This window comes from Roseococcus pinisoli (genome assembly GCF_018413645.1).
Taxonomy (GTDB): Bacteria; Pseudomonadota; Alphaproteobacteria; order Acetobacterales; family Acetobacteraceae; genus Roseococcus; species Roseococcus pinisoli.
This window is the reverse complement of record NZ_JAHCDA010000006.1, coordinates 104132-127102: the sequence shown is the minus strand read 5'-3', so window position 1 is coordinate 127102 and position 22971 is coordinate 104132. Positions and strand designations below refer to the sequence as shown.

The window sequence follows — 22971 nt, the reverse complement described above, 5'->3', positions numbered from 1 at the left end:
TCCTCTCCGGAAGCCATTGAGCGCTGCGGGAAGCGCTAGTTTGCTGCTCATAGCGCGGCCCAGGGGACTCCGGTCATTGCCGAAATCTTCCTCCTCAACGGTTGCTAGATAACGTTGATGGGGCGTCCGTCCGCTGCGGGCAGAGCAGCGACTTTAGGGGTCGTCTTTTTGACATTCCGGACCAATTTTATCCCAGCGGAGTTCTTGCGTTCGAGGATCGCAGCCCTAAGAAGACGCTGGTTGTGAGGCTCATACCGCGAGATACAATCGTCGAATTTCCTGAGCATTTCAGGCGCTATCGTCCGCTCCCAATCCATCATCAAGGAAGCGACAACCGATTTTACCATTCGATCTTCATCGATATTATGCATAAACCCGATATTGAGAGCATTATCGAACCGGTGCTTATCACCGACCCACGAGCGGTAAAGATCGCGAGCGCCATTGGTGTCCCTCCATTGAGAGACGAAAGGCATTTCAATATCGTGCAGCGCTATGACTGCGGTAGATGAGAGATAATGCCAGATGGCGATTAGGTCGAGCGCAGGCCATGGCGTACGATGATCGGCATCGATGAAGGCGAAATCTATGACGTGACCAGGACGCTCGATCTCAGCAGAAATCACCCCCGTCTTCATCAAAAAATTATGGCCTCCGGGATGAATTTCCTCGAAAGCCTGGCCTGTGCGGCGGCTCTTGTCATAATAACAAAATTCAGAATAATCGAACGCATATAGGAACGGATTTTCGCAATTCTCAGCCTGCGCGGAGTATATTACAGCGGACGAAAACCCCGATGCACTTCCAATCTCAAGCGCAGCCTCCGATTTAATCTTTCGTATTTCGCGAGCTAATGCCTGCGCTTCAGTTTTTTTGATCTGTCGTTTAACCCAACTGGGTTTCGACTCGAAAACCTCTTTCAAGCGCTTTGCAATCATTCTCCCGCCCCACTGACGTCAATGCACCGTCTTATGCTGATGTGGCGAGCGGTGTCCAGCGTTCGCGGCGTCATTAGAATGGGTTTCGATCTGACTGAACCGAATTGGGATTGAACGAAACCAGCTCGGCCTGGAGGATGTCCGCTCGTTCCAGATGGACACTTCGAACTACCCTGATTTTGGCGCGGGGTAGGCCGCGTGCGAAGTTTGGCGCAGACCGGTGCCCGGTGACCGCTTTGATTTTGGTCTTCAGGCTTGCGCAGGGCACCTGGTCTGCGCCCATTGGGTGGTCCGGGGTGAAACTTAATGCATCGTTGGCATGTCTGCCACGTCCGGTGTGACTGGTGTGGCAGATTGGGCCTGTGTCGGCGGCCATACCAGGGCGTGCGGAGCCGGCGGCTTGTACCCGAGCGACGAGTGCGGCCGCGCCGTGTTGTAGTGCTGACGCTAGCTTTCGATGACAACCCGGGCCTCGGCCAGCGAGTGCCCTCCGCGCGGATGCTCTCGCGCCCACGGGAGAACTCACCGCTCTCCATGTACTCCTTCATTATGTTCACGCCGTCCTTCTGATCGAAGGACACGCCCGAGACCTCATCGAAGCAAACGACGTCGTACTGGCAGACGAGGCCGCGCTGGCCGTTCGCCATGTTCACGAACATCCTGGCCACGATCGCCTTCTCGCCCGAGACGAGATGCGCGTAGGGCGAAACCTGCTGGAAGAGATGGCTCTTGCCGGTCCCTCGCGGCCCAAGCTCGACCATGTTGTAGTTCCGCTCCACGAACGGGACCATGCGGAGCAGTGACCCATCCTTCGCCTGGGCGCACCCATGTTGACCGCGATCGAATGCCGGATGCTGGTGATCCCGCACCAAAGTGTTCGCTCTCGAAGTACGGATTTCAGGCAAGTGGGGTTCGAACCAGAGCAGGCGCCGACCGCCCGGAAACCGGCCTTTTACCTAGATTTTTGAGTTCCACACCAAACCGCCCAAGTCAGGAGGTCCGGAGAGAATTGGCCTCCGGAGAGCGAATTTCGGCCTTCTCCGCGCCGAGCCAGTCAACAGGTATGCCCCGAAAACGCCAGGAAACCTGCCACTCAGCGCGGCGCTCGGTCTGGCGGAGAGCACGCTCGTATGGGAACTGGCGGACAGGGTGGGGCCGGATGCCAACGGTCTCTGTGCAGCTATTGGGCCGCTCAAACAGACGTCCATTAATCACTTCAGATCGCTGACCCCACGTGCGGAGCGTGTCGGGGGTGAGGGCAACCCGAAATCCCCTGTGTCGCCCAACCAGGCCAACCTTCCCTGCACGTTCTCCGCGCAAACCTCCACATCAACGGAAATGCAGTAGAGCGCGTTCACCAGCGCCTGCATCGCATCCTCACCCCCAAATCGCCCCTTTCGGTTTGTCAGAGGGCCCGCAATTTCATAGGCGCAAAACCAGGATCTGCCCTCCGGTGCAAGCGTCGGACGGCCAATCCTGATATGGAACTGCGGCTTGCCATCGACCTCCATGACCCTGGAGGCGATGACGTCGGTGAGGTCGTCACTTGGGATGCGGGGCATCTGAGTTATCTCCAAGCTCCATGCGGATTCGGGCCAACAAGCCAGCGCGGCGCGACACGCATCGCGTGCTGCACCACGTGTTTGTGCCATTCATAAAGCGGACGCCGAGCAAAAAGCGTCTCGAACCCGGCTTTCATCCCTCCGAGGGCCGCCGGGCATGACGCAGGGCCGCCACGCCGTAGGGTGTGATCCTCGAATCACCGCTTCACCCGCCACGACGGGCTTATTGCGGCCGGCCGCGGCGCTGAGAACCTGCACATCGTCGATCGTGCCAGGATCCGGAGAGAATTGGCCTCCGGAGAGCGATTTCCAACCGGCTCCACGACGGGCCAGTCAATAGGTGTGCTGCAAAAACCCCAGGAAACCTGCCACTCGGCGCGGCGCTCGGTCTGGTGGAGCGTGCCGCTCGTATTGGAAATGGCGGACAGGGTGGGATTCGAACCCACGGTAGGCTTGCACCTACTCCGGTTTTCGAGACCGGTGCGATCGACCACTCCGCCACCTGTCCTGGTCGGCGCGCCGTATAGGGCGGCCTGAGCGAGCGCGCAACGGGGTCTTCCGGCAAAATGACCAGCCGATGACTTGACTCTCCGCCCCCCTGCCCCCTAAACGGCCCTTCCCGGGCGGCGCTTTCGTGTCGCCTGAGGTCGTTCATGGGGGTGCCCTTCTCCCGGCAGGCGACCGAAATCTTTCAGTTTCACGGGCAGTTCGCTCTCGCGAGTGGCCCTAAGGACGCGTGTGATGACCTTCGCAGTGATCCGCACCGGCGGAAAACAGTACCGGGTGACGCCGAATGCGGTGCTCGCCGTCGAAAAGTTGGAGGCCGAGCCCGGCTCCACCATCACCTTCCATGAGGTGCTGGCTCTGGGCGGCGAGGCTGGCCTGCAGCTCGGCGCGCCCACCGTGCCGGGTGCCACGGTCACCGCGACCGTGATCGACCAGAATCGTGGCGACAAGGTGCTGATCCTCAAGAAGCGCCGCCGCAAGAACAGCCGCCGCAAGCGCGGTCACCGGCAGATGCAGACGATTCTGCGCATCGCCACCATCGCAGCGTAAGGAGCGACAGAGATGGCACATAAAAAGGCAGGCGGCTCCTCTCGCAACGGGCGTGACTCTCCCGGCCAGCGGCTTGGCGTGAAGAAGTTCGGCGGCGAGCACGTGCTGGCCGGCAACATCCTCGTCAAGCAGCGCGGCACGAAGATGAAGCCGGGCCGCAATGTCGGCCTGGGCCGCGACCACACGATCTTCTCCCTCGTCGAGGGCCACGTGAAGTTCGAGCGCAAGGCGGAAGATCGCGTCCACGTCTCCGTCGAGCCGATCAAGCTGGCCGCCGAGTAAGCTGCGCCTACGTCATGGCGTGATCAGCGGGGGCCCTCTGCGGCCCCCGTTCCTGTTTGAAGGCATGAATTCACATGAAGTTCCTCGATGAGGCGAAAGTCTTCATCAAGTCGGGTGACGGCGGCGACGGCGTTGTCGCCTTCCGGCGCGAGCGCTTCATTGAGTTCGGCGGGCCCGACGGCGGCAATGGCGGCCGCGGCGGTCATGTCTATGTCGAGGCGGTGGAGGGGCTGAACACCCTCATCGACTACCGCTACGCCCAGCATTTCAAGGCCCGCAAGGGCGGCAACGGCGCGGGCTCCGACCGCACGGGCGCCGCCGCCGACGACGTGGTGATGAAGGTCCCCGTCGGCACGCAGATCTTCGACGACGAGCGCGAGACCCTGATCGCGGACCTCGATGCCCCCGGCAAGCGCGTGCTGCTGGCGCGCGGCGGCGACGGCGGCTTCGGCAATGCCAATTTCAAGAGCTCCACCAACCGCGCCCCCCGCCGCGCCGACAAGGGCTGGCCCGGCGACGAGAAGTGGGTCTGGCTGCGGCTGAAGCTCATCGCCGATGCCGGCCTCGTGGGCCTGCCCAATGCCGGGAAGTCCACCTTCCTGGCCGCGGCCTCCGCCGCGCGCCCGAAGATCGCGGATTATCCCTTCACCACGCTCCACCCGCAGCTCGGCGTCGTGCGGCTGAACGCCACCGAGGAATTCGTGCTGGCCGACATTCCCGGCCTGATCGAGGGCGCGAGCGAAGGGGCGGGCCTCGGCACGCGCTTCCTCGGCCATGTGGAACGCTGCCGGGTGCTGCTGCACCTGATCGACGGCAGCCAGCCCGATCCGGCCGGCGCCTATCGCATGATCCGCAACGAGCTCGCCGAATATGATGCCGGCCTGGCCGAGAAGCCGGAGATCGTCGTGCTCAACAAGCTCGACGCGATGACGCCCCAGGGCAAGGCCGCCCGCGTGAAGGCGCTCGAGAAGGCCTGCGGCCAGAAGGTGATGCTCGCCGCCGGCGCGACGGGCGAAGGCGTGCCGCAGGTGCTGCGCGCGGTGATGGACGTCGTCCGGGCCCGATAGCCCGGCTTGCGCCGCCGCCCCGGCTGCGCTCCCCTGCCTGTGGGGAAACGCCGGACGCCGCATGCCGCCGATCTGCCTGACTTTCGACAATGGGCCGGAGCCCGATGTCACGCCCGGCGTGCTGGACGTGCTCGCGCGCCGTCGCCTGGCGGCTACCTTCTTCGTCGTCGGCGAGAAGCTGCGCGCGCCAGCCGGCCGCGCCCTCGCCGAGCGGGCCAGGGCCGAGGGCCATCGCCTCGGCAACCACACCCTCACCCATGGCGCGCCGCTGGGCCGTCGCAGCGCGACGGAAGCCGTGCAGGAGATTTCCGAGACCGACGCGCTGCTGGGCGCGCTGCACGGGCCGGACCGGCTGTTCCGCCCGAATGGCGGCGGCGGCGCGCTCGGCCCGCACCTGCTGAACGCGGCGGCGCGGCAATACCTGGAAGCGCACGGCCACACCGTCGTGCTCTGGAACGCCGTTCCCGGCGATTTCCGCGAGCCGGAAGCCTGGCCCGATATCGCCCACGCCATGATCGCCAAGGCCGCGGAGCCCGTGCTGCTGGTGCTGCACGACCTGCCGAACGGCGCCATGCGGCACCTCGACCGCTTCCTCGGCCAGTTGATCGATGCGGGGGCCGTCTTCGTCCAGAAGCCGCCCGAGGCCTGCGTGCCACTGTCCCGCGGCGTCGCCCGGGACGACCTCGCCCGATACGTCACGGAGGAAACCGCATGAGCATCCTGTCCCGCCGCCAATGGCTCGGGGGCCTGGCCCTGCTGCCCGCCGCCCTGTCGTCGACGATGGCCGCCGCCCAGCCGGCGGGCTGGCCCGATCGCCCGCTGCGGCTGGTGGTGCCTTTCCCGGCAGGAACCACGACCGACACGCTCGGCCGGCTCCTGGGCAACTTCCTCTCGGTGCGGCTCGGCCAGCCGGTGGTGGTGGAGAACCGCTCGGGCGCCGGCGGCGGCGTGGGCGCGGCCTCGGTCGCGCGCTCCGCACCGGACGGCTACACCCTCATCCTCGGCACCAGCGGCACCCATGCCGTGAATGCCAGCCTGGTCCGGGACCTCGGCTACGACCCGGTGCGTGACTTCGCGCCGGTCGGCGCCTTCGTGCAGACGCCGGTCGTGCTCGGCATGCGGCCGGACCTCGGCGCCTCCAGCGTGGCGGAACTCGTGGCACTGGCGAAGCAGCGGAACCTGACCTTCGCCTCCGCCGGCATCGGCACCACGGGCCACCTTTCCCAGGCGCTCTTCGACCTGCGCGGCGGCGTCACCTCCACGCATGTCCCCTATCGCGACGGCGGAAGGGCGGTGACCGACCTGATCTCGGGCCAGGTGGATGCGATGTTCTACCACCCGCTCGGCTTCCTGCCGCATATCCAGGCCGGCACCATCCGGCCGCTGGCGGTGACGGGCCGGGCGCGCAGCCCCGTGCTGCCGGAAGTGCCCGTGATGGCCGAGGCCGGCCTCACCGAATTCATCGTCGAGGGATGGTGGGCGGTCTATGCGCCGGCCGGCACGCCGGCGCCGATCGTCGCGCGGCTGAACACGCTGGTGAATGGCGCACTGACCGATCCCGACACGCTCGCGGCGCTGAACCGCCAGGGCGTGCAGGCCACGGGCGGCACGGCGGAGGCTCTCGGGGATCTCACGCGCAACGAGGTGGCGAGCTGGCGCGACGTGGTCCGCGCCGCAGGCATCACCGCGGACTGACGAGCACCTTCACCCGATCATGCGAGGCGGCATGATCGGGGAACGCCCTAGCGTCGGCGGAAGCGCTCGACCGCACTCACCAGCGCGGTGCGGATGCCGGGCTCGAGCGCCGAGTGACCCGCATCGGGCACCACCGTCAGGCGGGCGCGCGGCCAGTTGAGCGCGAGCTCGAAGGCCGTCTCCGCCGGGCAGACCATGTCGTAGCGGCCCTGGATGATCTCGGCCGGGATCTGCGCGATCGACGACATGCCCGCGAGCAGCCCGCCCTCCCGCAGGAAGAGCTTGTGCGCGAAGTAATGCGCCTCGATCCGCGCCAGGCCCAGCGCCGTGCGGTCCTGCGCGAAGGAGGCCACGGTCTCGGGGCTCGGGAGCAGGGTCGAGCAGCTGCCCTCGTAATGGCTCCAGGAACGCGCGGCCATCAGATGGACAGTGGGATCGGGATCGGTGAGCCGGCGGAGATAGGCGCCCAGCAGGTCGTGCCGCTCCGCCGCGGGGATATGCTCGGCGAAGGCGGCCCAGGCGTCGGGGAAGAAGCGGCGCAGCCCGTGCAGGAACCAGTCCACCTCGTCGTCGCGGCCGAGGAAGACGCCGCGCAGCACGCAGCCGGTCACGCAGGCGGGATGGGCCTGGGCATAGGCCAGCGCCAGGGTGGAACCCCAGGAGCCGCCGAAGAGCAACCACTTCTCGATGCCAAGGAAGCGCCGCAGCGTCTCGATATCCTCGACCAGGTGGGGCGTGGTGTTGGACTTCAGCTCGCCCAGCGGGCGGGAGCGGCCGGCGCCGCGCTGATCGAACACGATGAGCCGCCAATGCGCGGGATCGAAGAAGCGACGATGCACCGCGCCCGCCCCTGCGCCGGGGCCTCCATGGAGGAAGAGCACGGGCTGGCCGCGCGGATTGCCGACCTGCTCCCAGTACATGACGTGGCCGTCGCCCAAGGGGAGCAGCCCGGTCTCGAAGGGAGCGATATCGGGGAAAAGATCACCGCGCGGCATGGTTTCCGGTTCAGGTGCCTGAATGAATTCCCCGTCAATGTAGGTCAGACGCCGCGCGCCCTCCAGAGGCAATCGCCGAATCAGCGGGCGCCGCGGGGCAGGACCGCGAAGATTGATGCGACTTCCCGCTTTTGCCCCTTCGCCAAAGGCCTTCTCTTCCCTAATTTACGGGAAATGTCACAACCAAGGCCCGCTCAGAGTTCTGCCTCCGTCGCCTCGCGCGGCGCCGTCTGCGCGGTCTGCGGGACGGAGAGCCGGCAGAACAGCTTCCGGCCCGGCGCGCCGGAGCAGGCGCCCGATCTCGACCTCCGGCCAGGCGCCCCGGTCCGGGCCACCATGCCCCGCTGGCTGCAGCAATGCCCGCATTGCGGCTATGCCGCGCCCGACATCACCCAGGCCCATCCGGCCGCGGCCCAGGCGGTGGGGGCGGCGAATTTCCGCGCCCTGCTGAACGACACCTCGCACCCCCAGCTGGCGCGCCGCTTCCTCGCCTGGGCGCTGGTGCTGGAGGAGACGGGCGCCCTGCACGCCGCCGCCGAGGCCACGCTGCACGCCGCCTGGACGGCGGACGATCTCGGCAAGGAGGATCTCTCCCGCCTCTGGCGCCTGGAGGCGGTCGCCCTCTGGCGGAGCGGCCCACCGCTCGACGCCGAGCAGACCGTCCGCGTCGTCGATGCGCTGCGGCGCGCCGAGGAATGGGAGGATGCGACCCATACCGCCCGGACCCTGCTGCGCGACGACCCGCCGGAATCCGTGGCCCAGGTCCTGCTCCTCGAGCTCCGGCTCATCGAGGCGGGCGACACCACGCGCCACAGCATCGCGACCGCCCTGCCCCCGCCGCTGCGACGTCCCCATGTGGCGCATCAGAAGAGCGTGAAGCGCGGCGAGGGCCTGCGCGGCTGGATCAAGCGCCTGCTCGGGCGTTGACCTGCCCGCGCCGGGCGCTCAATATGTTATAAGATAACATATCTCGGATGCCCCGCATGCAACGCCGCCTGCTCCTGGCCCTGGCCGCCGTCCTTCCCCTCCGTGCGCAGGCCCAGACGGCCGCGCTGCCCGCCGTGGCTTCCTTCTCCATCCTGGGCGACATGCTGCGCGAGGTGGGCGGCGAGCGCGTGACGGTCCAGACCATCGCCGGCCCGGACACGGACACGCATCACTTCCAGCCGCGCCCCTCCCATGCCGAGGCGCTGCGCGGGGCCCGTCTCGCGCTGCGCAACGGCGCCGGCTTCGACTCCTGGTTCGACCGGCTGCTCTCCTCCACCCGCTTCTCCGGCGTCTCGGTCAGCGCAACGGACGGCGTGCCCCTGCGCCGCGCCACGGGCCACAGCCATGGCGGCCAGGACCCGCATGCCTGGCAGGACGTCCGGCTCGCGCTCCGCTACGTGCGCAACATCGAGGCCGGCCTCACCCGCGCCGACCCCGCCGGGGCGGACCACTACCGCGCCCGGGCCGGGGCCTATACCGCCCAGCTGGAGGCGCTGGACGCCTGGATCCGCGCCCAGATCGCGACCGTGCCGGAAGCCCGGCGCGTGGTCGTCACCGGGCATGACGCCTTCGGCTATTTCAGCGCGGCCTATGGCGTGCGGTTCCTCGCGCCGCAGGGCCTCTCGGCCGACGCCGAACCCTCCGCCCGCCAGGTCGCCGACCTGATCCGCCTGATCCGCGGCGAGGGCGTCACCGCCGTCTTCCTCGAGAATATCGGCAATCCCGCCACGCTCCGCCGCCTGGCCGACGAGGCGGGCCTGCGCGTCGGCGGCCGCCTCTTCACCGACGCCCTCTCCCCGCCGGACGGGCCGGCCGCGACCTACGAGGCCATGATGCGGACCAATGTCGCCGCCCTGGTGCCGGCCATGCGGGGCGATGGCTGACCTCGCCGCGCTGCGGGAGGAACAGCGCGCGATCGCCGCGAGGGTGATCGCGCAGGATGCCCTGACCGCGGCGCCGCGCTTCATCGGCGGCGTCGACATCTCCTGCTCGCGCTTCGATCCGACGCAGCGGGTGCATGCGGCCATCGTGGTGCTGGAATGGCCGGGGCTGACGGAGGTCGCTCGGGCCGGCATCTCCTGCCATGCCGACCTTCCCTACATCACCGGCTTCCTCGCCTTCCGGGAGGTGCCGGCCGCCCTGGCGGCCTTCGACCAGCTGGCCGTGAAGCCCGACCTGCTGATGGTGGACGGCCAGGGCATCGCGCATCCGCGCCGCTGCGGCATCGCCGCGCATCTGGGCGTCATGCTGGACCTGCCCGCCATCGGCGTGGGCAAGTCGCGACTGATCGGCACGCCCGAGGCGCCGCTCGGCGAGGCCGCCGGCAGCCAGGTCCGGCTGCTGGACCGCGGCGAGGAGATCGGCGCCCTGCTGCGCAGCCGCGCGCATTCCAATCCGCTCTGGATCTCCATCGGCCATCGCGTCTCGCTGGCGACGGCGGTGAAGTGGGTGCGCGCGACCAGCCGGGGGCGCCGCCTCCCCGAGCCGACGCGCCTCGCCCATGAGGCGGCCGGCATGGTGCGGCGCGCGGCCTGCGGGTAGTTTCGCGCCATGCAACGCATTTGCCTCAGCCTCGCGGGCGTCTTCGGACTGCTCGCCGTCGGCCTCGCCGCCATCGGCGCCCATGCCGCCCTCGAATCCCGTGAGATGGTCCAGAGCGTCGCGACGCTGCTGGGCTGGCACGCCCCCGCGCTGATCGCCCTCGGCCTATGGAACCGGCGGCAGGGCTTCCTCGTCGCCGCCATCCTCGTCGTGGGCATGGCGCTCTTCGCCGGCGCGGTGCTCTACCGCGCCTTCACCGGCATCTCGCTCGGCCCCGTGGCGCCGACCGGCGGCACGCTGCTGATGGCCGCCTGGGCGCTGCTCGCCGTGGTGGCGTGGCGCCGGTGATCGCCGCGGCCTACCTGGCCGATGAGGGGCTCGAGCAGCCCCTGGCCGAGGAGCTGGCCCGCAGCGGCCGTTCCATCTCCTCCTGGCACGGGCGGCTGGCGCTCTCTCCCGAGCCGCCGGCCCCGGCGGCCTGGGCACTGGACGTCTGGGACGCGCCGCGCGTGATCGAGGCGCCTTCGGTGAAGCTCGCAGCCGACGGGCTGCGCGCCATCCAGCGCAACTGGTCGCTGGTGCCGGGCGAGGCGCATCACCGCCGCGCGGCGCTCATCGAGGAGCGGCTGCCGCCGGTGAAGGGCCGCGCCCTCGCCTTCCCCGAGCCGGCGCCCACCGGCCATCTCGGCGGCTGGACGCTGCTGACGGGCGACACCATCCTCGCCTCTCCCACCAAGTCCTCGCCTTTCCCCGGCGGCGCGCCGCGCTTCGTGGAGGATCGCGAGGGCCCGCCCTCGCGCGCCTATCTTAAGCTCTGGGAAGGGCTGACGCGGATCGGCCGGCACCCGGGCCCGGGCGAGACCTGCCTGGACCTCGGCGCCTCGCCAGGCGGCTGGACCTGGGCGCTGGCGAGGCTGGGCGCGGGCGTGACGGCTGTGGACAAGGCGCCGATCGATGCGCGCGTGATGGCCATGCCGGGCGTCTCCTGGCGGCAGGAAAGCGCCTTCGGCCTGGCGCCCGAGCCGGTCGACTGGCTGTTCAGCGACGTGATCTGCTACCCGAAGCGCCTCCTCGGCCTGGTCGGCCGCTGGCAGGGCTTCGCGAAGAACTTCTTCTGCTCCGTGAAGTTCCAGGGCGAGACCGACCACGACATCGCGGCCGAGTTCACGGCCATCCCGGGCGCGAGGCTCTTCCACTCCGCCCACAACAAGCACGAGCTGACCTTCGTCCTCCTGGGCTGAGGTTCGCCCGGCCTGACTTGGCCTTCTTCCGGATTCGCGCTCAGCTTCGGGCAAGAACTCCGGGAGAAATGCCATGGCCACCGCGCTGACCATCCGCAGCGTCGAGATCCGCGCCGTCGATGCGCCCATGGATCCGCCGCTGCGCAACAGCCTCAACGTCATCGACCGCGCCCCCCTCGTCATCGCCGAGATCCAGACCGAGGAAGGCCCGCGCGGCACGGCCTATGCCTTCGCCTATGCCTCGGCCGCGCTGGGGCCGCTGGCAGCGCTGACGCACAATATCGGCACCTCGCTGATCGGGCGCAGCGTCGCGCCCGTGACCCTCTGGGACGAGTTGCAGAACGGCCACCGGCTGCTCGGCGCCGAAGGGCTGGTCGAGATGGCCATCTCCGTCCTCGACATGGCGCTGTGGGATGCCCTGGCGAAGGCCGCCGACCTGCCCCTGGCGCGCCTGCTGGGTGGCGATCTCACCCCCCTGCCCGCCTATGGCAGCCTGCGCGGCTGGGGCCCGGCCATGGTGGCCGAGGAAGCGGGCCGGACCGTCGCCGCGCTCGGCGTGCGGGCGGTGAAGTTCAAGCTCGGCGCGCCGCGGCTCGCCGACGACCTCGCCACCGTGCGCGCCGTGCGCGAGGCAGTCGGCGAGGAGGTCGAGATCCTGGTGGACTACAACCAGGGCCTGGACCGCCCCGAGGCGCTGCGACGCGGCCTGGCCATGCAGGCCGAGGGCGTTCGCTGGATCGAGGAGCCCCTGCACGTCACGGATGACGAGGGCCTGGCCTGGCTCTCCAGCCAGCTCGAGGTGCCGATCCAGGGTGGCGAGAACTGGTGGGGCGTGACGGGCATGGCACGCAGCCTCGCCGCGCGCGCGACCGACCTCTGCATGCCCGACGTGATGAAGATGGGCGGCATCACGGGCTTCCTGCGCGGCATGGCGCTGGCCGGCGCGCATCGCGTGCCGCTGTCCTCGCACATCTTCATCGAGGCAAGTGCCCATCTGCTGAGCGTCTCGCCCAACCGCCACTACCTCGAACATCTCGATATTGCGGGCGCCCTGCTGAAGGAGCCGCTCGTGGTGAAGGACGGAAATGCGCAGATTTCCGCGCGTTCCGGGCTGGGCCTGGACTGGGATGAGCAAGCGCTCAGGAGATATGCTGCAAACGCATGACCCACCCGGGTTGCCAAGGTTCGTAACCCATGGCAAACATTGCCTCACGGAGCGGGCGGGCGTAGCTCAGGGGTAGAGCACGACCTTGCCAAGGTCGGGGTCGAGGGTTCGAATCCCTTCGCCCGCTCCAGATTACCCCCAGGCCTTTCAAGGCCGGCCGATATCTTCCCAGAAAATTTTCAGCATGCAAGTCAGCAAGCCACGCTGCGGCAGAATGTCGCGCGTTTGCCTGCGTCGATGCCTCGCTTCCCCTTAGAAGCGCAGGTCAGCGCCGATAATCGACCCATGCATCGTGACATCCCAAACCAGGTGCGAGTTCTGGAACTCCTGCGACAGGGGGCGCGCACCGCCCAGGTCGAATCGGTAGCCCACCGTCACGGCCGTCTGCCAGTCGGCCCCGAAGCCGCCGAGCGCGAACCTCCCTCCGCGAGGATCGGCGGGCTGCGCCATTGCCGGCAGGGCCACGAGGCTGAAGAACAGAGCGCATGGGGACGGCCTGCGCAGGCGCGGCATGAGATCATGGCGACATGGAAAACCCGCCGAGCGGTTGCTCCGGCGGGCGTTTCACCCTTCCTGTGGGGAGGCTGGCAGCGATCTGGCCGACGGGCCTCCGTTTACCGGGACTGTTCCAGGAAGGCCTGGCGCAGCGCCGCCTGGCCCGCGGCGTTGATGCCAAGGCCGCGGCTGAAATAGCGCTCGATGGAACCGTAGCGCTGCGTCACCTCGGCGAAGGACGCCGCCAGGTATTCCGACCGGACTTCCAGCATCGCGCGCGGCAGGGCCGCATCCCCGCCGGCGGCGGTGAACTGCGCGATCCGCCCGGCGAAGAAGGGCAGGATGTAGTCGTTGCTGCGCAGATAGTCCTGGTACACCGTCTCGAGCGGCATCCCGAGCAGCGACAGCAGCGCCGCCGCGGCCCAGCCGGTGCGGTCCTTGCCGGTCGTGCAGTGGAACACCGCGGGCCGGTTCTCCGCCTGCGCCAGCGCCGTGTAGAGCGTGCGGAAGGCGGTGCGCGCCGAGTCCAGCCGGACGAAGTCGCGATAGGTATCGACGTAGAGCGCCTGGATGCGCGCCGGCGACATGCCGGCGCTGCCGCCGCCCATATTGGCGACCAGCACCTCCATCTGCGCGGAATCGCCGCTATCGGCCCCGGCCATCACGTCCAGCCACTCGCCGCGCATGCCGGGCGCCAGCATGTCCGGCGCGGCCTCGCGCTCCTTGGCGGTACGCAGGTCGAAGCTGACGCGCAGGCCGAGCTCGGTGAGGCGCGCCATGTCCGCCGGCGCGACCGGGTTCAGCTGGTTCGCGCGGAACAGCAGGCCGTGCCGGAAGACGGTGCCGTCCTTCGCCACATAGCCCCCGAACTCACGCAGGTTTGGCACCGAGGCGAGGCCGAGGCTCTCGCCCGGCGCACGGGCCGCCGAGGCCTGCGTCGTGCCGGCGGCGACGGCGAGGCCCGCGAGGCCGAGCGTGCGGCGCGACAGGCCGGCCGGTCCGGAAGATGATGGAAGCATGGGCGCGTTTCCGATCTCGTAGCGGGTGGAATGCACGACACGGTCAGCGCCGGCGCGACATCCTGCCGCGCTGGTGCAGTTCCGGTCGGCCGCCGCACGACAAGGGAGGCGACGACCCTCCGGGTCTAGCAGGCTGAATCGAGGTGGAAAGGGGGAATGGCGGCAGATCGAGGGGCCCCATGGCGCTTCGATCCGCCATAATTTATGCCCCGACATCAATCGGCTGCGGGCAAGCCCTCGGCTTCCAGCGCGCGGGCCTCGTCATCCGTGAAGAGACGGCTGCGCGTGAGGAAGCGCAGGCCCTCCGGCGCCTCCAGCGAGAAGCCCGAGCCGCGGCCCTTCACCACATCGATGATGAGCTGCGTGTGCCGCCAGTACTCGAACTGCGCCGCGCCCATGTAGAAGGCGCAGCCCGCGATCTCGCCCATCAGCACGTCCTGCGCACCGGTCCGGAACTCGCCGGCCTGGTAGCACATGGGCGCGGAGCCGTCGCAGCACCCGCCGGACTGATGGAACATCAGCGGCCCGTGCAGCGAACGGAGGCGCTCGATGAGCGCCTCCGCGGCCGGCGTCGCGAGGACGCGGGGGATCATCAGAAGAAGCCCAGTGCCTTCGGGCTGTAGCTGACGAGAAGATTCTTGGTCTGCTGGTAGTGGCCCAGCATCGACTTGTGATTCTCGCGCCCGATGCCCGACTGCTTGTAGCCGCCGAAGGCCGCATGCGCCGGGTAAAGGTGGTAGCAGTTGGTCCAGACGCGCCCGGCCTGGATCGCGCGGCCGAAGCGATAGGCCCGGGTACCGTCGCGCGACCACACGCCGGCGCCGAGGCCGTAGAGCGTGTCGTTGGCGATGGAGAGCGCCTCCTCGTCATCCTTGAACTTCGTGACGGAGAGCACCGGCCCGAAGATCTCCTCCTGGAAGACGCGCATACGGTTATGGCCCTCCAGCACGGTGGGCTTCACGTAGAAGCCGCCGTCCAGCTCGCCGCCGGGCTTGTACTGCTCGCCGCCGATGAGGACCCTGGCACCTTCCTGCTTGCCGATGTCCAGGTAGGAGAGGATCTTCTCCAGCTGGTCGTTGGAGGCCTGGGCGCCGACCATGGTCGCGCTGTCCAGCGGATTGCCCTGGATGATCTTGCCGACGCGCTTGATCGCCTTCTCCATGAAGCGGTCGTAGATGCTCTCATGCACCAGCGCGCGGCTCGGGCAGGTGCAGACCTCGCCCTGGTTGAGGGCGAACATGGTGAAGCCTTCGAGCGCCTTGTCGAGGAAGTCGTCATCCTCGGCCATCACGTCCTTGAAGAAGATGTTCGGCGACTTGCCACCCAGCTCCAGCGTGACGGGGATGATGTTCTCGGACGCGTATTGCATGATCAGCCGGCCCGTCGTGGTCTCGCCCGTGAAGGCGACCTTGGCGACGCGCTTGGACTGCGCCAGCGGCTTGCCGGCCTCGACGCCGAAGCCCTGCACGACGTTGACCACGCCGGGCGGCAGGATGTCGGCCAGGATGTCCATCAGCACGGCGATGGCCATGGGTGTCTGCTCGGCGGGCTTGAGCACCACGCAATTGCCGGCGGCCAGCGCCGGGGCGAGCTTCCACACCGCCATCAGCAGCGGAAAATTCCAGGGGATGATCTGCGCCACAACGCCCAGCGGCTCGTGGAAGTGGTAGGCGACCGTGTCCTTGTCGATCTCGCTGAGGCTGCCTTCCTGCGCGCGGATCACACCGGCGAAGTAGCGGAAATGGTCGACGGCGAGGGGCAGGTCGGCCGCCGTGGTCTCGCGGATGGGCTTGCCGTTGTCGATCGTCTCGACCAGCGCCAGCGTGGGCAGGCGGCTCTCGATGCGCTCGGCGATCTTCAGCAGCACGGCCGAGCGTTCGGCGACGGAGGTCTTGCCCCAGGCCTCGCGCGCGGCATGCGCCGCATCGAGCGCGAGCTCCACATCCTCCGCGGTCGAGCGCGCGACGGTGCAGATCACCTTGCCGTTGATGGGGGAGATATTGTCGAAGCGCTGGCCCTTCACGGCCGGCACCCACTTTCCGCCGATCCAGTTGTCGTAGTGCGGACGGATCGAGATTTCCTTGGCGATGTCGCTCAGAACCTTGTCGACCACGGTGCTTCCTCCTGGTTTCCGCCCCGGTCGCCGCCCCTCGGGGACGGAAGCGCCGCGGCTCGTTATATTTGCGCCAATATAGCGCACCGCGCCCCCCGGGGCGACTGGAATCGCCCCCGCCCTCCGCCGCGCCGGCGTTGACAAGCCCTCCGTCGCTATATCCAATCATTTATAACGATTGCCCGGTGACGGGCCGGAGGAAATCATGGCCGCCTATCCCGAACTGAAGCTTTGCATCGCCGGCGAGTGGCGCGGCCGCTCCGGCCAGCCCGTCTACAACCCCTTCGACGACGGCGTGATCGGCGAATTGCCGCATGCGACCCGCCAGGACCTCGACGACGCGCTGGAGGCGGCCGAGGCCGGCCACCGCGCCTGGCGCCGCACCGCGCCGGCCAAGCGCGCGCAGATCATGCAGCGCGCGGCGCAGCTCCTGCGCGAGCGCGCCGATACCATCGCCGAGGCCATCACGCTGGAGCAGGGCAAGCCCCTCGGCCAGGCGAAGATCGAGGTGCTGCGCGCCTGCGACATCATTGACTGGGACGCCGAGGAAGGGCGCCGCGCCTATGGCCGCGTCATCCCCTCCGAGCCCGGGATGCGCCACATCGTGCTGCGCGAGCCGATCGGCATCGTCGCCGGCTTCTCGCCCTGGAACTTCCCCATCAGCTCGCCCACGCGGAAGGTGGCGGGCGCGCTCGCGGCGGGCTGCGCCATCATCCTCAAGGCCTCGGAGGAGACGCCGGCCGGCGCCTATTTCCTCGTGCAGGCCTTCATCGACGCGGGCGTGCCCAAGGGCGCGCTCAGCCTGCTCTTCGGTGTGCCGGGCGAGATCTCGGAATATCTGATCCCGCAGCCGGGCATCCGCCTCGTGACCTTCACCGGCTCGGTTCCGGTGGGCAAGAAGCTGGCCTCGCTGGCCGGCGCCTACATGAAGCCGGCGATCATGGAGCTCGGCGGCCATGCGCCCGTGATCGTCTGCGGCGACGTGGACCCGGTCTCCACGGCCGCGACCTCGGCGCTCGGCAAGTCGCGCAATGCCGGGCAGGTCTGTGTCTCCCCCACGCGCTTCTTCGTCGACGATGCGATCCATGACCGCTTCGCCAGCGCCTTCGGCGAGAAGGCGGCCGGGGTGAAGATCGGCAACGGGCTGGCCGCCGACACGCAGATGGGCCCGCTCGCCAATCCGCGCCGCGTCGAGGCCATGGAGCGCCTGATCGCCGACGCCGTCTCGCGCGGCGCCAAGGTGCTCGCCGGCGGCGCGCGCGTGGGCAACCAGGGCAACCTCTTCCCGCTGACCGTGCTCTCCGACGTGCCGGACGACGCGCTGGCCATGCAGGAGGAGCCCTTCGGCCCGCTCGCCCTCATCAGCCGGACGCAAAGCATCGGCCAGGCCATCGAGAAGGCGAATTCCCTGCCCTTCGGCCTCGCCGCCTATGCCTTCACCAACTCCGCGCCGAATGTCGAAGCTCTGTCGGACGGGGTGGAGGTCGGCAATCTCTCCATCAACCACCTCACCGCCTCCATCGCGGAGACGCCCTTCGGCGGCGTGAAGGACAGCGGCTACGGCCGCGAGGGCGGCTCCGAGGGCCTTGCCTGCTACACCGTCACGAAGAACGTCTCCCACCTGGTGGCCGCCGCATGAGCGGCGCGGGCGCCCGGCGGGTCGTGCAGGAGGCGTGCGACTGCGCGATCCGAATGCCCGGCCAGCCGGCGCCCGCGCTCCCCGGCCTCGCGGCCTTCATGGCGAGCGCCCCGCCACCCGCCAAGGCCGCGCTCCCGCCGGCGCCCGCCGTGCCGCGCCGCCGCCGGATCTGGGACCTCGACGGCACCTTCCACTGCTCCATCATCGGCACCTGCCTCTCGTCGGACGAGCTGCGCCGGCTGCTGCGCAAACTCGACCTCGCGCCGGCCGATGCCACCGACCATGACCTGCATGGCCGCGGCGTGGGCCTGGCCGGGCGGGACGACCATCGCGGCAAGCTGCTGAACAAGGCGCTGGACGACCGCCACGCCGCGCCCATCCACCGCTTCAGCGCCGCACGCGACGTGGAGGCCTTGCGCGCCCTCTGGCGCGAGGCGCTCGAGGCCGGGGACATCCCCGGCGCCTACTGGGCGGTGCTGACCCATCCCGCCCTGGACAGGGTGCTGATGCGCGAGGCCTTCGGGGCCGTGCACATGCTCTCGCACCTCGTCGGCGCGGCCAATCGCGCCGATATCCGCCGGCTCGTCGCGCAGGACCGCGAGCTCGCCGAGCAGCGCGAGACGATCGACCGCCAGCGCGCCCGCCTGCAGGAGCTGGTGGAGGAGCGGACCGCGGCCCAGGAGGCCCTGGCCGCCCAGCGCCTCGCCCAGGTCGCGGCGCCCGCGCCTTCCCCTCCCCCTGTCGCGGAGCTTCAGCGCCGGCTGGAGGCGGCCGAGCAGCGCGCCGCCGCGCTGGAGGAGCGACGGGCCGAGGCCGAAGCCGCCGCCCTCCGCGCCGAGGACCGGGCCGCCGCGGCGGAGGCCAGCGCGGAAGCTGCCCTCGCCCGCGTCGCGGAGGCCGAGGCGAGCCTGGCCCTCCTGGCGCCCGAGACCGCGGCGCTGGCAGCAGAAGCCGCTGCCCTTCCCGGGACCGTCCTCTATGTCGGCGGCCGCGCCCACCAGGTGCCGGCCCTGCGCGAGGGCGCCGCGCGGCTCGGCGTCGCGCTGCTGCACCATGACGGGGGGCTGGAGGCGAATGGCAGCCAGCTGCCGGGGCTGATCGGCCGCGCGGAGCTCGTGGTCTTCCCGGTCGATTGCGTGAGCCACGAGGCGGCGCTGGCCGTGAAGCGCCTTTGCAGGGCGGCCGGACGGCCTTTCCGGCCGCTCCGCTCCTCGGGCGTGACGAGCTTCCTCGCCGCGCTGGCCCAGCCGGACGGCGCGGTCGCGCCCGGCTGACGCCTCAGTAGATATCCCGCCGGTAGCGTTCCTCGGCGGCCAGCTCGTCCAGGCGATCCTCGCCCAGCGCCTCGGCCAGCACGGCGTGCACGGCCGGGGCCATGCCCTCGGCGCTGCCGCAGACGAGGATGGCCGCCCCTGCCTCCACCCAGGCCCGCAGCAGGGGCGCGGCCTCGCGCAGGCGGTCCTGCACATAGACGCGCTGCTCCTGGTCGCGGGAGAAGGCGAGGTCCAGCCGCAGCAGCACGCCCTGGGCCCGCCAGCCCTCCACCTCGGCGCGATGGTGGAAGTCGTGCGCCGCGTTGCGCTCCCCGAAGATGAGCCAGTTGCGGCGGTGCCCGAGCTTCGCGCGGCGGCGCAGATGCGCCCGCAGCCCGGCAAGGCCCGTGCCGTTGCCGATCAGGATCAGCGGCCGGTCGTCCTCCGGGCCGTGGAAGCCCGGATTGCCGCGAAGCCGGAAGTCGAGACGGTCGCCGATCGCCGCACCGGTCCCGAGCCAGCCCGAGGCCAGGCCGGGCCGGCCGTCCGGATAGCGCATGCCGCGCACCAGCAGGTGAAGGCGGCCATCCTCCTGCACGGAGGCGATGGAATAGTCGCGCGGCGCGAGGCCGGTGACGGCGGGGCGCGTCGCGAGTTCCGCATCCCCCTCGGCCTCGGCCTCGCGCGCCTGATCCTGCGCCGCCACGGCCTCCGCCGGGACGTGGAACTCGGCGATGTCGCCAGCCTCCCACTGGGCCGAGGTGCCGGGCTCCGGCTCGAATTCCAGGTGATAGACGGGCCAGCCCACGCTGCCCGGGTTGAGATGCCGCCTTGCCGCGAGCCTCCAGGCCTCAGGCCTGGCTTCCGTCCAAGCCAGGGCGGCCTCGCGCGCCGCACCGAGGGTGGACAGGGCCTCCTGCCAGCGGGCGAGAGCCTCGGCATCCTCGCGCCCGGCCTCGACGGTGCCGAAAAGCGGCTTGGCGCCGCGCCGCTGCAGCGCGGCTTCCAGCGTCCGGCCGAAGCCGCAGAAATGGGCGTAACTGCGGTCGCCCAGGCTCAGCAGCCCGTATTCGACGCCTTCCAGCGCGCGGTCCTCCGCCGCCATCCGGCGCGCGAAGGCGCGGGCGGCGTCCGGCGGCTCGCCCTCGCCGAAGGTGCTGACGACGAAGAGCACGCGCCCGGCCGCCACGAGGTCGGGCGCGCCCAACGTCGCGACGGAGGAGACCTGCACCGGCACGCCGGCGGCGCGCAGCGAGGCCGCGCTCCGCCAGGCCAGGGCCTGCGCCGTGCCGCCCTGGGTCGCGAAGGCGATCAGCAGCGGCGGTGCCGTGGCATCGGCCAGGACGGGGAACTGCTTCGCCAGCGCCTTGGCCGCCCGCTTCTGCCGCCGCCGGCCCAGATAAAGCAACCAGCCCGTCACGCCGAAAAGCGGCATGAGGAGGGAGGCGACCATCATGGCGATGCGCCCGCCGAGGCCGAAATATTCGCCCGTGTGCAACGCCAGCCGGCTGAAGACGAGGCGGTGCCCGGCAGGCAGGGCCTCGAAGCGGGTATGCTCGGCCACGCGGCCGTCGGTGCCGATGGTGATCTGGTTCATCGCCACGCTGTTGGGCGGATGGGGATCGAGATAGCTGACGCGCAGCGGCTGGCCCGGCTGGGCAGGGAGCCGCAGGATCGCCCGGCTGTAGCCATGCGGCGCAGCCTCGACGAAGGCCGTCCAGGCGGCGCCGAGGTCGAGGGCCTGGCCCTGCGGCCGTGCCCGGGGCACGCCACCCGCAGCGCCGCCACCACCGCCGGCAGGCGGTGCGCCGGCCCGCTGGGGGATCGGCACGCCGGCCAGGGCCCAGACCGCGTCGCGATACCAGTTGTAGGACCAGGTGAGCCCGGTCAGAGCGGCGAGCAGGTAGAGCGGCAGCACCCAGGTGCCCAGCACCGAATGCAGCTCCCAGAAGAGGGCCCGCCCCCGCAGGGCGAGGCGCATCGCGAACCAGTTGCGCCAGTCCAGCGGCCGGCGCGGCCAGCGCAGATAGAGGCCGGTCGCGGCCAGGATGACGAGGCAGATGGCCGAGCCGCCGGTGATCGCCCGGCCGATGTCGCCCCAGGCGAGCCAACGATGGATCTCGCGGATGAAGCGGAAGGTGGCTTCGCCCCGCGCCGCACCCAGGAGCGTGCCGTCATAGGGATCCAGATAGATGGCGCCGCCCCGCCGCGCCGAGGTCTCGCCCGGCGGCACGACGAAGGCGCGCGCCGCGCGGCCCGGCTCGGCCTGGACCATGAGGAAGGCGGGGCGGCCCGGCACCTGCCGGGTCAGCGCCGCGACCAGCGCATCCGGCGCCAGGGCCGGCTCGGCCCGCGCCTCGACCGTCATGACCCCGCGGTTGAGCTGCAGCAGGATCTCGTCCTCGAAGGACATGAGGGCGCCGGTGACGCCCACCACCATGAGCACCGTGCCCGCGGTGATGCCGATGAGCCAGTGCAGCGTGAAGAGGATGGAACGGATCATGGCATCCAGCGGATGATGGCGAAGGGCTCGGCCTTACTAAGAATGATTCTTAGTTGCTGCATCGCAGCACGGCAAGCCGGATCGCCTTCCCTGGATCATCCCATCGCGCACAGCTCCGCATACCCGGAAGCATGCCTCCCAGGGCTGGCGCGATGGGTCATCTGCCGGGCCCGGACCGGCGGCTCGGGCTCCCGCCCGTCCGCCCGTGGCGCGCTCGTCAGTCCTCTTCGGGTGGAACCGCGACCAGGGTGGCCGGCCCCTCCTCGGGCTCCGGCGCTTCCTTCTCGATATCGGTGCCCGAGACGCCGGTCGGATTGCTGGTGGTGATCGGCCCCGTCCCGACGCCCGGCGGGTTCTCCGGCGCCGACAGCGGCGAGTCGTCGTGCGGCGCGGATTTGTCCTTGTGCGGTTCCGTCCCCGACGGCTTGGGCGACGGCGCGACGGTCCTGGATTCGGGATTCGCCATGTCTTAGGCCTCCCTCCTTGCTGATGCCGCTCCCGATGCGGGACGGCTCCGCTTCAACCCTCCAGCCGCGCCGGAAGTTGCCGCCCCCGATGCCGGCGCCGGAAACGAAAAAGGCCCGGCACGGGTTTCCCCGGGCCGGGCCCTGCGCAACGGCGAAAGGCCGTTACGGCATGAAGCTGCCGCCGCCGACGTCGATCGTCGTCCCGGTGAGGTAGCTGGCCGCGTCGGAGACCAGGAACTTCACCACCTCGGCGACCTCCTCCGGCTCGCCGAGGCGGCCGAGGGGGATGCGCTGCAGGAAGGCTTCGTTCATCCCGGGCGCCGCGCCCGCCACCATGTCGCTCTTGATGCGGCCGGGGGCGATGCTGTTCACCGTGATGCCGAAGGCGCCGAGCTCGCCCGCGAGATTGCGGGCGAAGCCCATCAGGCCGGTCTTCGAGGCGCCGTAGTAGGAGCCCGTGATGGAGCTCGGCACGCGCGCCGCCTGGCTCGTCATCATGATGATGCGGCCCCAGCCGCGCTTCTTCAGCACGGGGATCGCCTGGCGCGAGAGCATGAACGGGCCGGTGAGGTTCACGTCCATCACCCGGCGCCACTCTTCGGTGGTGATGTCCTCCACCATGACCTTGCGGCCATCGACCTTGGGCGAGATGCCGGCGTTGTTCACCAGCACGCCGAGGCGAGGCCACCAGTCGCCCAGGACCTCCGGCAGGGCGGCGATGGCCGCCTCGTCGGCAACGTCGAGGCGGATGGCGCGCGCCTGGTGCCCGGCGGCCACGATCTCGGCCGCCGTGGCCTCGACGCCGTCGAGCACGTCGGCGAGGACCACGGGATGGCCCTCAGCCGCCAGCGCGCGCGCGATGGCGGCGCCGAGCCCGCGGGCGGCTCCGGTGACGAGGGCGACGCGATCGGCATTGCTCATGGCTGTTTCCTTGTTTGATTCGGACATGTCG

23 protein-coding genes, 2 tRNA genes and 2 pseudogenes are annotated in these 22971 nt (G+C 69.6%); 14 read left to right on the top strand and 13 right to left on the bottom strand.

Annotated elements, in window-relative coordinates:
* Positions 1-104: 104 nt before the first annotated feature.
* The 5 genes and pseudogenes from KHU32_RS22740 to KHU32_RS22720 form a co-directional block, all read right to left on the bottom strand.
* Positions 105-938: a class I SAM-dependent methyltransferase gene (locus KHU32_RS22740; RefSeq protein WP_213672475.1), complete on the bottom strand. Its 834-nt coding sequence runs from the start codon at positions 936-938 to the stop codon at positions 105-107.
* Positions 939-1241: 303 nt separating this feature from the next.
* A pseudogene (locus KHU32_RS23225) lies at positions 1242-1424 on the bottom strand (integrase core domain-containing protein); the annotation flags it as partial.
* A 59-nt stretch (positions 1425-1483) separates the two neighbouring features.
* A pseudogene (locus KHU32_RS22730) lies at positions 1484-1699 on the bottom strand (BREX system Lon protease-like protein BrxL); the annotation flags it as partial.
* Between the two features lie 450 nt (positions 1700-2149).
* A complete protein-coding gene (locus KHU32_RS22725; protein WP_213672474.1) occupies positions 2150-2500 on the bottom strand; it encodes a DUF6968 family protein in 351 nt (116 codons plus the stop codon).
* Between the two features lie 418 nt (positions 2501-2918).
* A tRNA-Ser gene (locus KHU32_RS22720) sits at positions 2919-3008 on the bottom strand.
* Between the two features lie 233 nt (positions 3009-3241).
* Between KHU32_RS22720 and rplU the strand changes: the two genes are divergently transcribed.
* From rplU to KHU32_RS22695, 5 genes are all read left to right on the top strand, one after another.
* On the top strand, positions 3242-3556 hold the full coding sequence (gene rplU / locus KHU32_RS22715) for a 50S ribosomal protein L21 (RefSeq protein WP_213672473.1): 315 nt from the start codon (positions 3242-3244) through the stop codon (positions 3554-3556).
* Between the two features lie 12 nt (positions 3557-3568).
* The gene (rpmA, locus tag KHU32_RS22710; RefSeq protein WP_213672472.1) at positions 3569-3838 is read left to right on the top strand and encodes a 50S ribosomal protein L27; all 270 of its coding nucleotides are present in this window, start codon (positions 3569-3571) and stop codon (positions 3836-3838) included.
* A gap of 74 nt (positions 3839-3912) precedes the next feature.
* Entirely contained in the window at positions 3913-4905 is a 993-nt protein-coding gene (obgE, locus tag KHU32_RS22705; RefSeq protein ID WP_213672471.1) for a GTPase ObgE, read from the top strand.
* Positions 4906-4966: 61 nt separating this feature from the next.
* Positions 4967-5620 carry a polysaccharide deacetylase family protein gene (locus KHU32_RS22700; RefSeq protein WP_213672470.1) on the top strand — a complete coding sequence of 218 codons (654 nt, stop codon included), beginning with the start codon at positions 4967-4969 and terminating at the stop codon, positions 5618-5620.
* Positions 5617-6600, top strand: a complete 984-nt coding sequence (locus tag KHU32_RS22695; protein WP_213672469.1) for a Bug family tripartite tricarboxylate transporter substrate binding protein — start codon at positions 5617-5619, stop codon at positions 6598-6600. The genes KHU32_RS22700 and KHU32_RS22695 overlap by 4 nt, the downstream gene beginning before the upstream one ends.
* Positions 6601-6647: 47 nt before the next feature.
* On the opposite strand, the gene pip is transcribed toward KHU32_RS22695, so the two are convergent.
* Positions 6648-7595, bottom strand: a complete 948-nt coding sequence (gene pip, locus KHU32_RS22690; protein ID WP_213672468.1) for a prolyl aminopeptidase — start codon at positions 7593-7595, stop codon at positions 6648-6650.
* Between the two features lie 174 nt (positions 7596-7769).
* Between pip and KHU32_RS22685 the strand changes: the two genes are divergently transcribed.
* From KHU32_RS22685 to KHU32_RS22660, 7 genes are all read left to right on the top strand, one after another.
* Positions 7770-8522: a hypothetical protein gene (locus tag KHU32_RS22685; RefSeq protein WP_213672467.1), complete on the top strand. Its 753-nt coding sequence runs from the start codon at positions 7770-7772 to the stop codon at positions 8520-8522.
* A 56-nt stretch (positions 8523-8578) separates the two neighbouring features.
* Positions 8579-9466 (top strand): metal ABC transporter solute-binding protein, Zn/Mn family, encoded by an 888-nt coding sequence (locus KHU32_RS22680; RefSeq protein ID WP_213672466.1) that lies wholly within the window; start codon positions 8579-8581, stop codon positions 9464-9466.
* Positions 9459-10124, top strand: a complete 666-nt coding sequence (nfi, locus tag KHU32_RS22675) for a deoxyribonuclease V (RefSeq protein WP_213672465.1) — start codon at positions 9459-9461, stop codon at positions 10122-10124. The genes KHU32_RS22680 and nfi overlap by 8 nt, the downstream gene beginning before the upstream one ends.
* Positions 10125-10133: 9 nt before the next feature.
* Entirely contained in the window at positions 10134-10472 is a 339-nt protein-coding gene (locus KHU32_RS23220; RefSeq protein WP_249681538.1) for a DUF423 domain-containing protein, read from the top strand.
* A complete protein-coding gene (locus KHU32_RS22670) occupies positions 10469-11365 on the top strand; it encodes an SAM-dependent methyltransferase (RefSeq protein WP_347265591.1) in 897 nt (298 codons plus the stop codon). Before KHU32_RS23220 ends, KHU32_RS22670 begins: the two co-directional genes overlap by 4 nt.
* 73 nt (positions 11366-11438) lie before the next feature.
* Positions 11439-12530 carry an enolase C-terminal domain-like protein gene (locus KHU32_RS22665; protein ID WP_213672463.1) on the top strand — a complete coding sequence of 364 codons (1092 nt, stop codon included), beginning with the start codon at positions 11439-11441 and terminating at the stop codon, positions 12528-12530.
* Positions 12531-12585: 55 nt separating this feature from the next.
* Positions 12586-12660 (top strand) — tRNA-Gly (locus KHU32_RS22660).
* Positions 12661-12782: 122 nt separating this feature from the next.
* Here KHU32_RS22660 and KHU32_RS22655 read toward each other — a convergent pair.
* The 4 genes from KHU32_RS22655 to adh form a co-directional block, all read right to left on the bottom strand.
* The gene (locus KHU32_RS22655; RefSeq protein ID WP_213672462.1) at positions 12783-13043 is read right to left on the bottom strand and encodes a hypothetical protein; all 261 of its coding nucleotides are present in this window, start codon (positions 13041-13043) and stop codon (positions 12783-12785) included.
* Positions 13044-13144: 101 nt separating this feature from the next.
* The gene (locus KHU32_RS22650) at positions 13145-14044 is read right to left on the bottom strand and encodes a tyrosine-protein phosphatase (protein ID WP_213672461.1); all 900 of its coding nucleotides are present in this window, start codon (positions 14042-14044) and stop codon (positions 13145-13147) included.
* Positions 14045-14259: 215 nt separating this feature from the next.
* The gene (locus KHU32_RS22645; protein WP_213672460.1) at positions 14260-14637 is read right to left on the bottom strand and encodes a DUF779 domain-containing protein; all 378 of its coding nucleotides are present in this window, start codon (positions 14635-14637) and stop codon (positions 14260-14262) included.
* Positions 14637-16157 carry an aldehyde dehydrogenase gene (gene adh / locus KHU32_RS22640; protein ID WP_213672459.1) on the bottom strand — a complete coding sequence of 507 codons (1521 nt, stop codon included), beginning with the start codon at positions 16155-16157 and terminating at the stop codon, positions 14637-14639. Before adh ends, KHU32_RS22645 begins: the two co-directional genes overlap by 1 nt.
* A gap of 205 nt (positions 16158-16362) precedes the next feature.
* Here adh and KHU32_RS22635 point away from each other — a divergent pair, with 205 nt between their 5' ends.
* Both KHU32_RS22635 and KHU32_RS22630 read left to right on the top strand, forming a co-directional pair.
* Positions 16363-17796 carry an NAD-dependent succinate-semialdehyde dehydrogenase gene (locus KHU32_RS22635; protein ID WP_213672458.1) on the top strand — a complete coding sequence of 478 codons (1434 nt, stop codon included), beginning with the start codon at positions 16363-16365 and terminating at the stop codon, positions 17794-17796.
* On the top strand, positions 17793-19070 hold the full coding sequence (locus KHU32_RS22630) for a DUF2325 domain-containing protein (RefSeq protein WP_213672457.1): 1278 nt from the start codon (positions 17793-17795) through the stop codon (positions 19068-19070). Before KHU32_RS22635 ends, KHU32_RS22630 begins: the two co-directional genes overlap by 4 nt.
* Positions 19071-19074: 4 nt before the next feature.
* Here the strand turns inward: KHU32_RS22630 and KHU32_RS22625 are convergent, their stop codons facing one another.
* The 3 genes from KHU32_RS22625 to KHU32_RS22615 all read right to left on the bottom strand — a co-directional run bounded on the left by KHU32_RS22625 (position 19075) and on the right by KHU32_RS22615 (position 22940).
* Positions 19075-21552 carry a PepSY domain-containing protein gene (locus KHU32_RS22625; protein WP_213672456.1) on the bottom strand — a complete coding sequence of 826 codons (2478 nt, stop codon included), beginning with the start codon at positions 21550-21552 and terminating at the stop codon, positions 19075-19077.
* A 217-nt stretch (positions 21553-21769) separates the two neighbouring features.
* Positions 21770-22018 (bottom strand): hypothetical protein, encoded by a 249-nt coding sequence (locus KHU32_RS22620; RefSeq protein WP_213672455.1) that lies wholly within the window; start codon positions 22016-22018, stop codon positions 21770-21772.
* A 163-nt stretch (positions 22019-22181) separates the two neighbouring features.
* Positions 22182-22940 (bottom strand): SDR family NAD(P)-dependent oxidoreductase, encoded by a 759-nt coding sequence (locus KHU32_RS22615; RefSeq protein ID WP_213672454.1) that lies wholly within the window; start codon positions 22938-22940, stop codon positions 22182-22184.
* Positions 22941-22971 lie beyond the last annotated feature (31 nt).

What these genes read in the sequence shown, in the direction of transcription:
- KHU32_RS22740 (WP_213672475.1), bottom strand. Translation starts at nt 938, where the DNA reads ATGATTGCAAAGCGCTTGAAAGAGGTTTTCGAGTCGAAACCCAGTTGG.
- KHU32_RS22725 (WP_213672474.1), bottom strand. Translation starts at nt 2,500, where the DNA reads ATGCCCCGCATCCCAAGTGACGACCTCACCGACGTCATCGCCTCCAGG.
- rplU (WP_213672473.1), top strand. Translation starts at nt 3,242, where the DNA reads ATGACCTTCGCAGTGATCCGCACCGGCGGAAAACAGTACCGGGTGACG.
- rpmA (WP_213672472.1), top strand. Translation starts at nt 3,569, where the DNA reads ATGGCACATAAAAAGGCAGGCGGCTCCTCTCGCAACGGGCGTGACTCT.
- obgE (WP_213672471.1), top strand. Translation starts at nt 3,913, where the DNA reads ATGAAGTTCCTCGATGAGGCGAAAGTCTTCATCAAGTCGGGTGACGGC.
- KHU32_RS22700 (WP_213672470.1), top strand. Translation starts at nt 4,967, where the DNA reads ATGCCGCCGATCTGCCTGACTTTCGACAATGGGCCGGAGCCCGATGTC.
- KHU32_RS22695 (WP_213672469.1), top strand. Translation starts at nt 5,617, where the DNA reads ATGAGCATCCTGTCCCGCCGCCAATGGCTCGGGGGCCTGGCCCTGCTG.
- pip (WP_213672468.1), bottom strand. Translation starts at nt 7,595, where the DNA reads ATGCCGCGCGGTGATCTTTTCCCCGATATCGCTCCCTTCGAGACCGGG.
- KHU32_RS22685 (WP_213672467.1), top strand. Translation starts at nt 7,770, where the DNA reads ATGTCACAACCAAGGCCCGCTCAGAGTTCTGCCTCCGTCGCCTCGCGC.
- KHU32_RS22680 (WP_213672466.1), top strand. Translation starts at nt 8,579, where the DNA reads ATGCAACGCCGCCTGCTCCTGGCCCTGGCCGCCGTCCTTCCCCTCCGT.
- nfi (WP_213672465.1), top strand. Translation starts at nt 9,459, where the DNA reads ATGGCTGACCTCGCCGCGCTGCGGGAGGAACAGCGCGCGATCGCCGCG.
- KHU32_RS23220 (WP_249681538.1), top strand. Translation starts at nt 10,134, where the DNA reads ATGCAACGCATTTGCCTCAGCCTCGCGGGCGTCTTCGGACTGCTCGCC.
- KHU32_RS22665 (WP_213672463.1), top strand. Translation starts at nt 11,439, where the DNA reads ATGGCCACCGCGCTGACCATCCGCAGCGTCGAGATCCGCGCCGTCGAT.
- KHU32_RS22655 (WP_213672462.1), bottom strand. Translation starts at nt 13,043, where the DNA reads ATGCCGCGCCTGCGCAGGCCGTCCCCATGCGCTCTGTTCTTCAGCCTC.
- KHU32_RS22650 (WP_213672461.1), bottom strand. Translation starts at nt 14,044, where the DNA reads ATGCTTCCATCATCTTCCGGACCGGCCGGCCTGTCGCGCCGCACGCTC.
- KHU32_RS22645 (WP_213672460.1), bottom strand. Translation starts at nt 14,637, where the DNA reads ATGATCCCCCGCGTCCTCGCGACGCCGGCCGCGGAGGCGCTCATCGAG.
- KHU32_RS22635 (WP_213672458.1), top strand. Translation starts at nt 16,363, where the DNA reads ATGGCCGCCTATCCCGAACTGAAGCTTTGCATCGCCGGCGAGTGGCGC.
- KHU32_RS22630 (WP_213672457.1), top strand. Translation starts at nt 17,793, where the DNA reads ATGAGCGGCGCGGGCGCCCGGCGGGTCGTGCAGGAGGCGTGCGACTGC.
- KHU32_RS22625 (WP_213672456.1), bottom strand. Translation starts at nt 21,552, where the DNA reads ATGATCCGTTCCATCCTCTTCACGCTGCACTGGCTCATCGGCATCACC.
- KHU32_RS22620 (WP_213672455.1), bottom strand. Translation starts at nt 22,018, where the DNA reads ATGGCGAATCCCGAATCCAGGACCGTCGCGCCGTCGCCCAAGCCGTCG.
- KHU32_RS22615 (WP_213672454.1), bottom strand. Translation starts at nt 22,940, where the DNA reads ATGAGCAATGCCGATCGCGTCGCCCTCGTCACCGGAGCCGCCCGCGGG.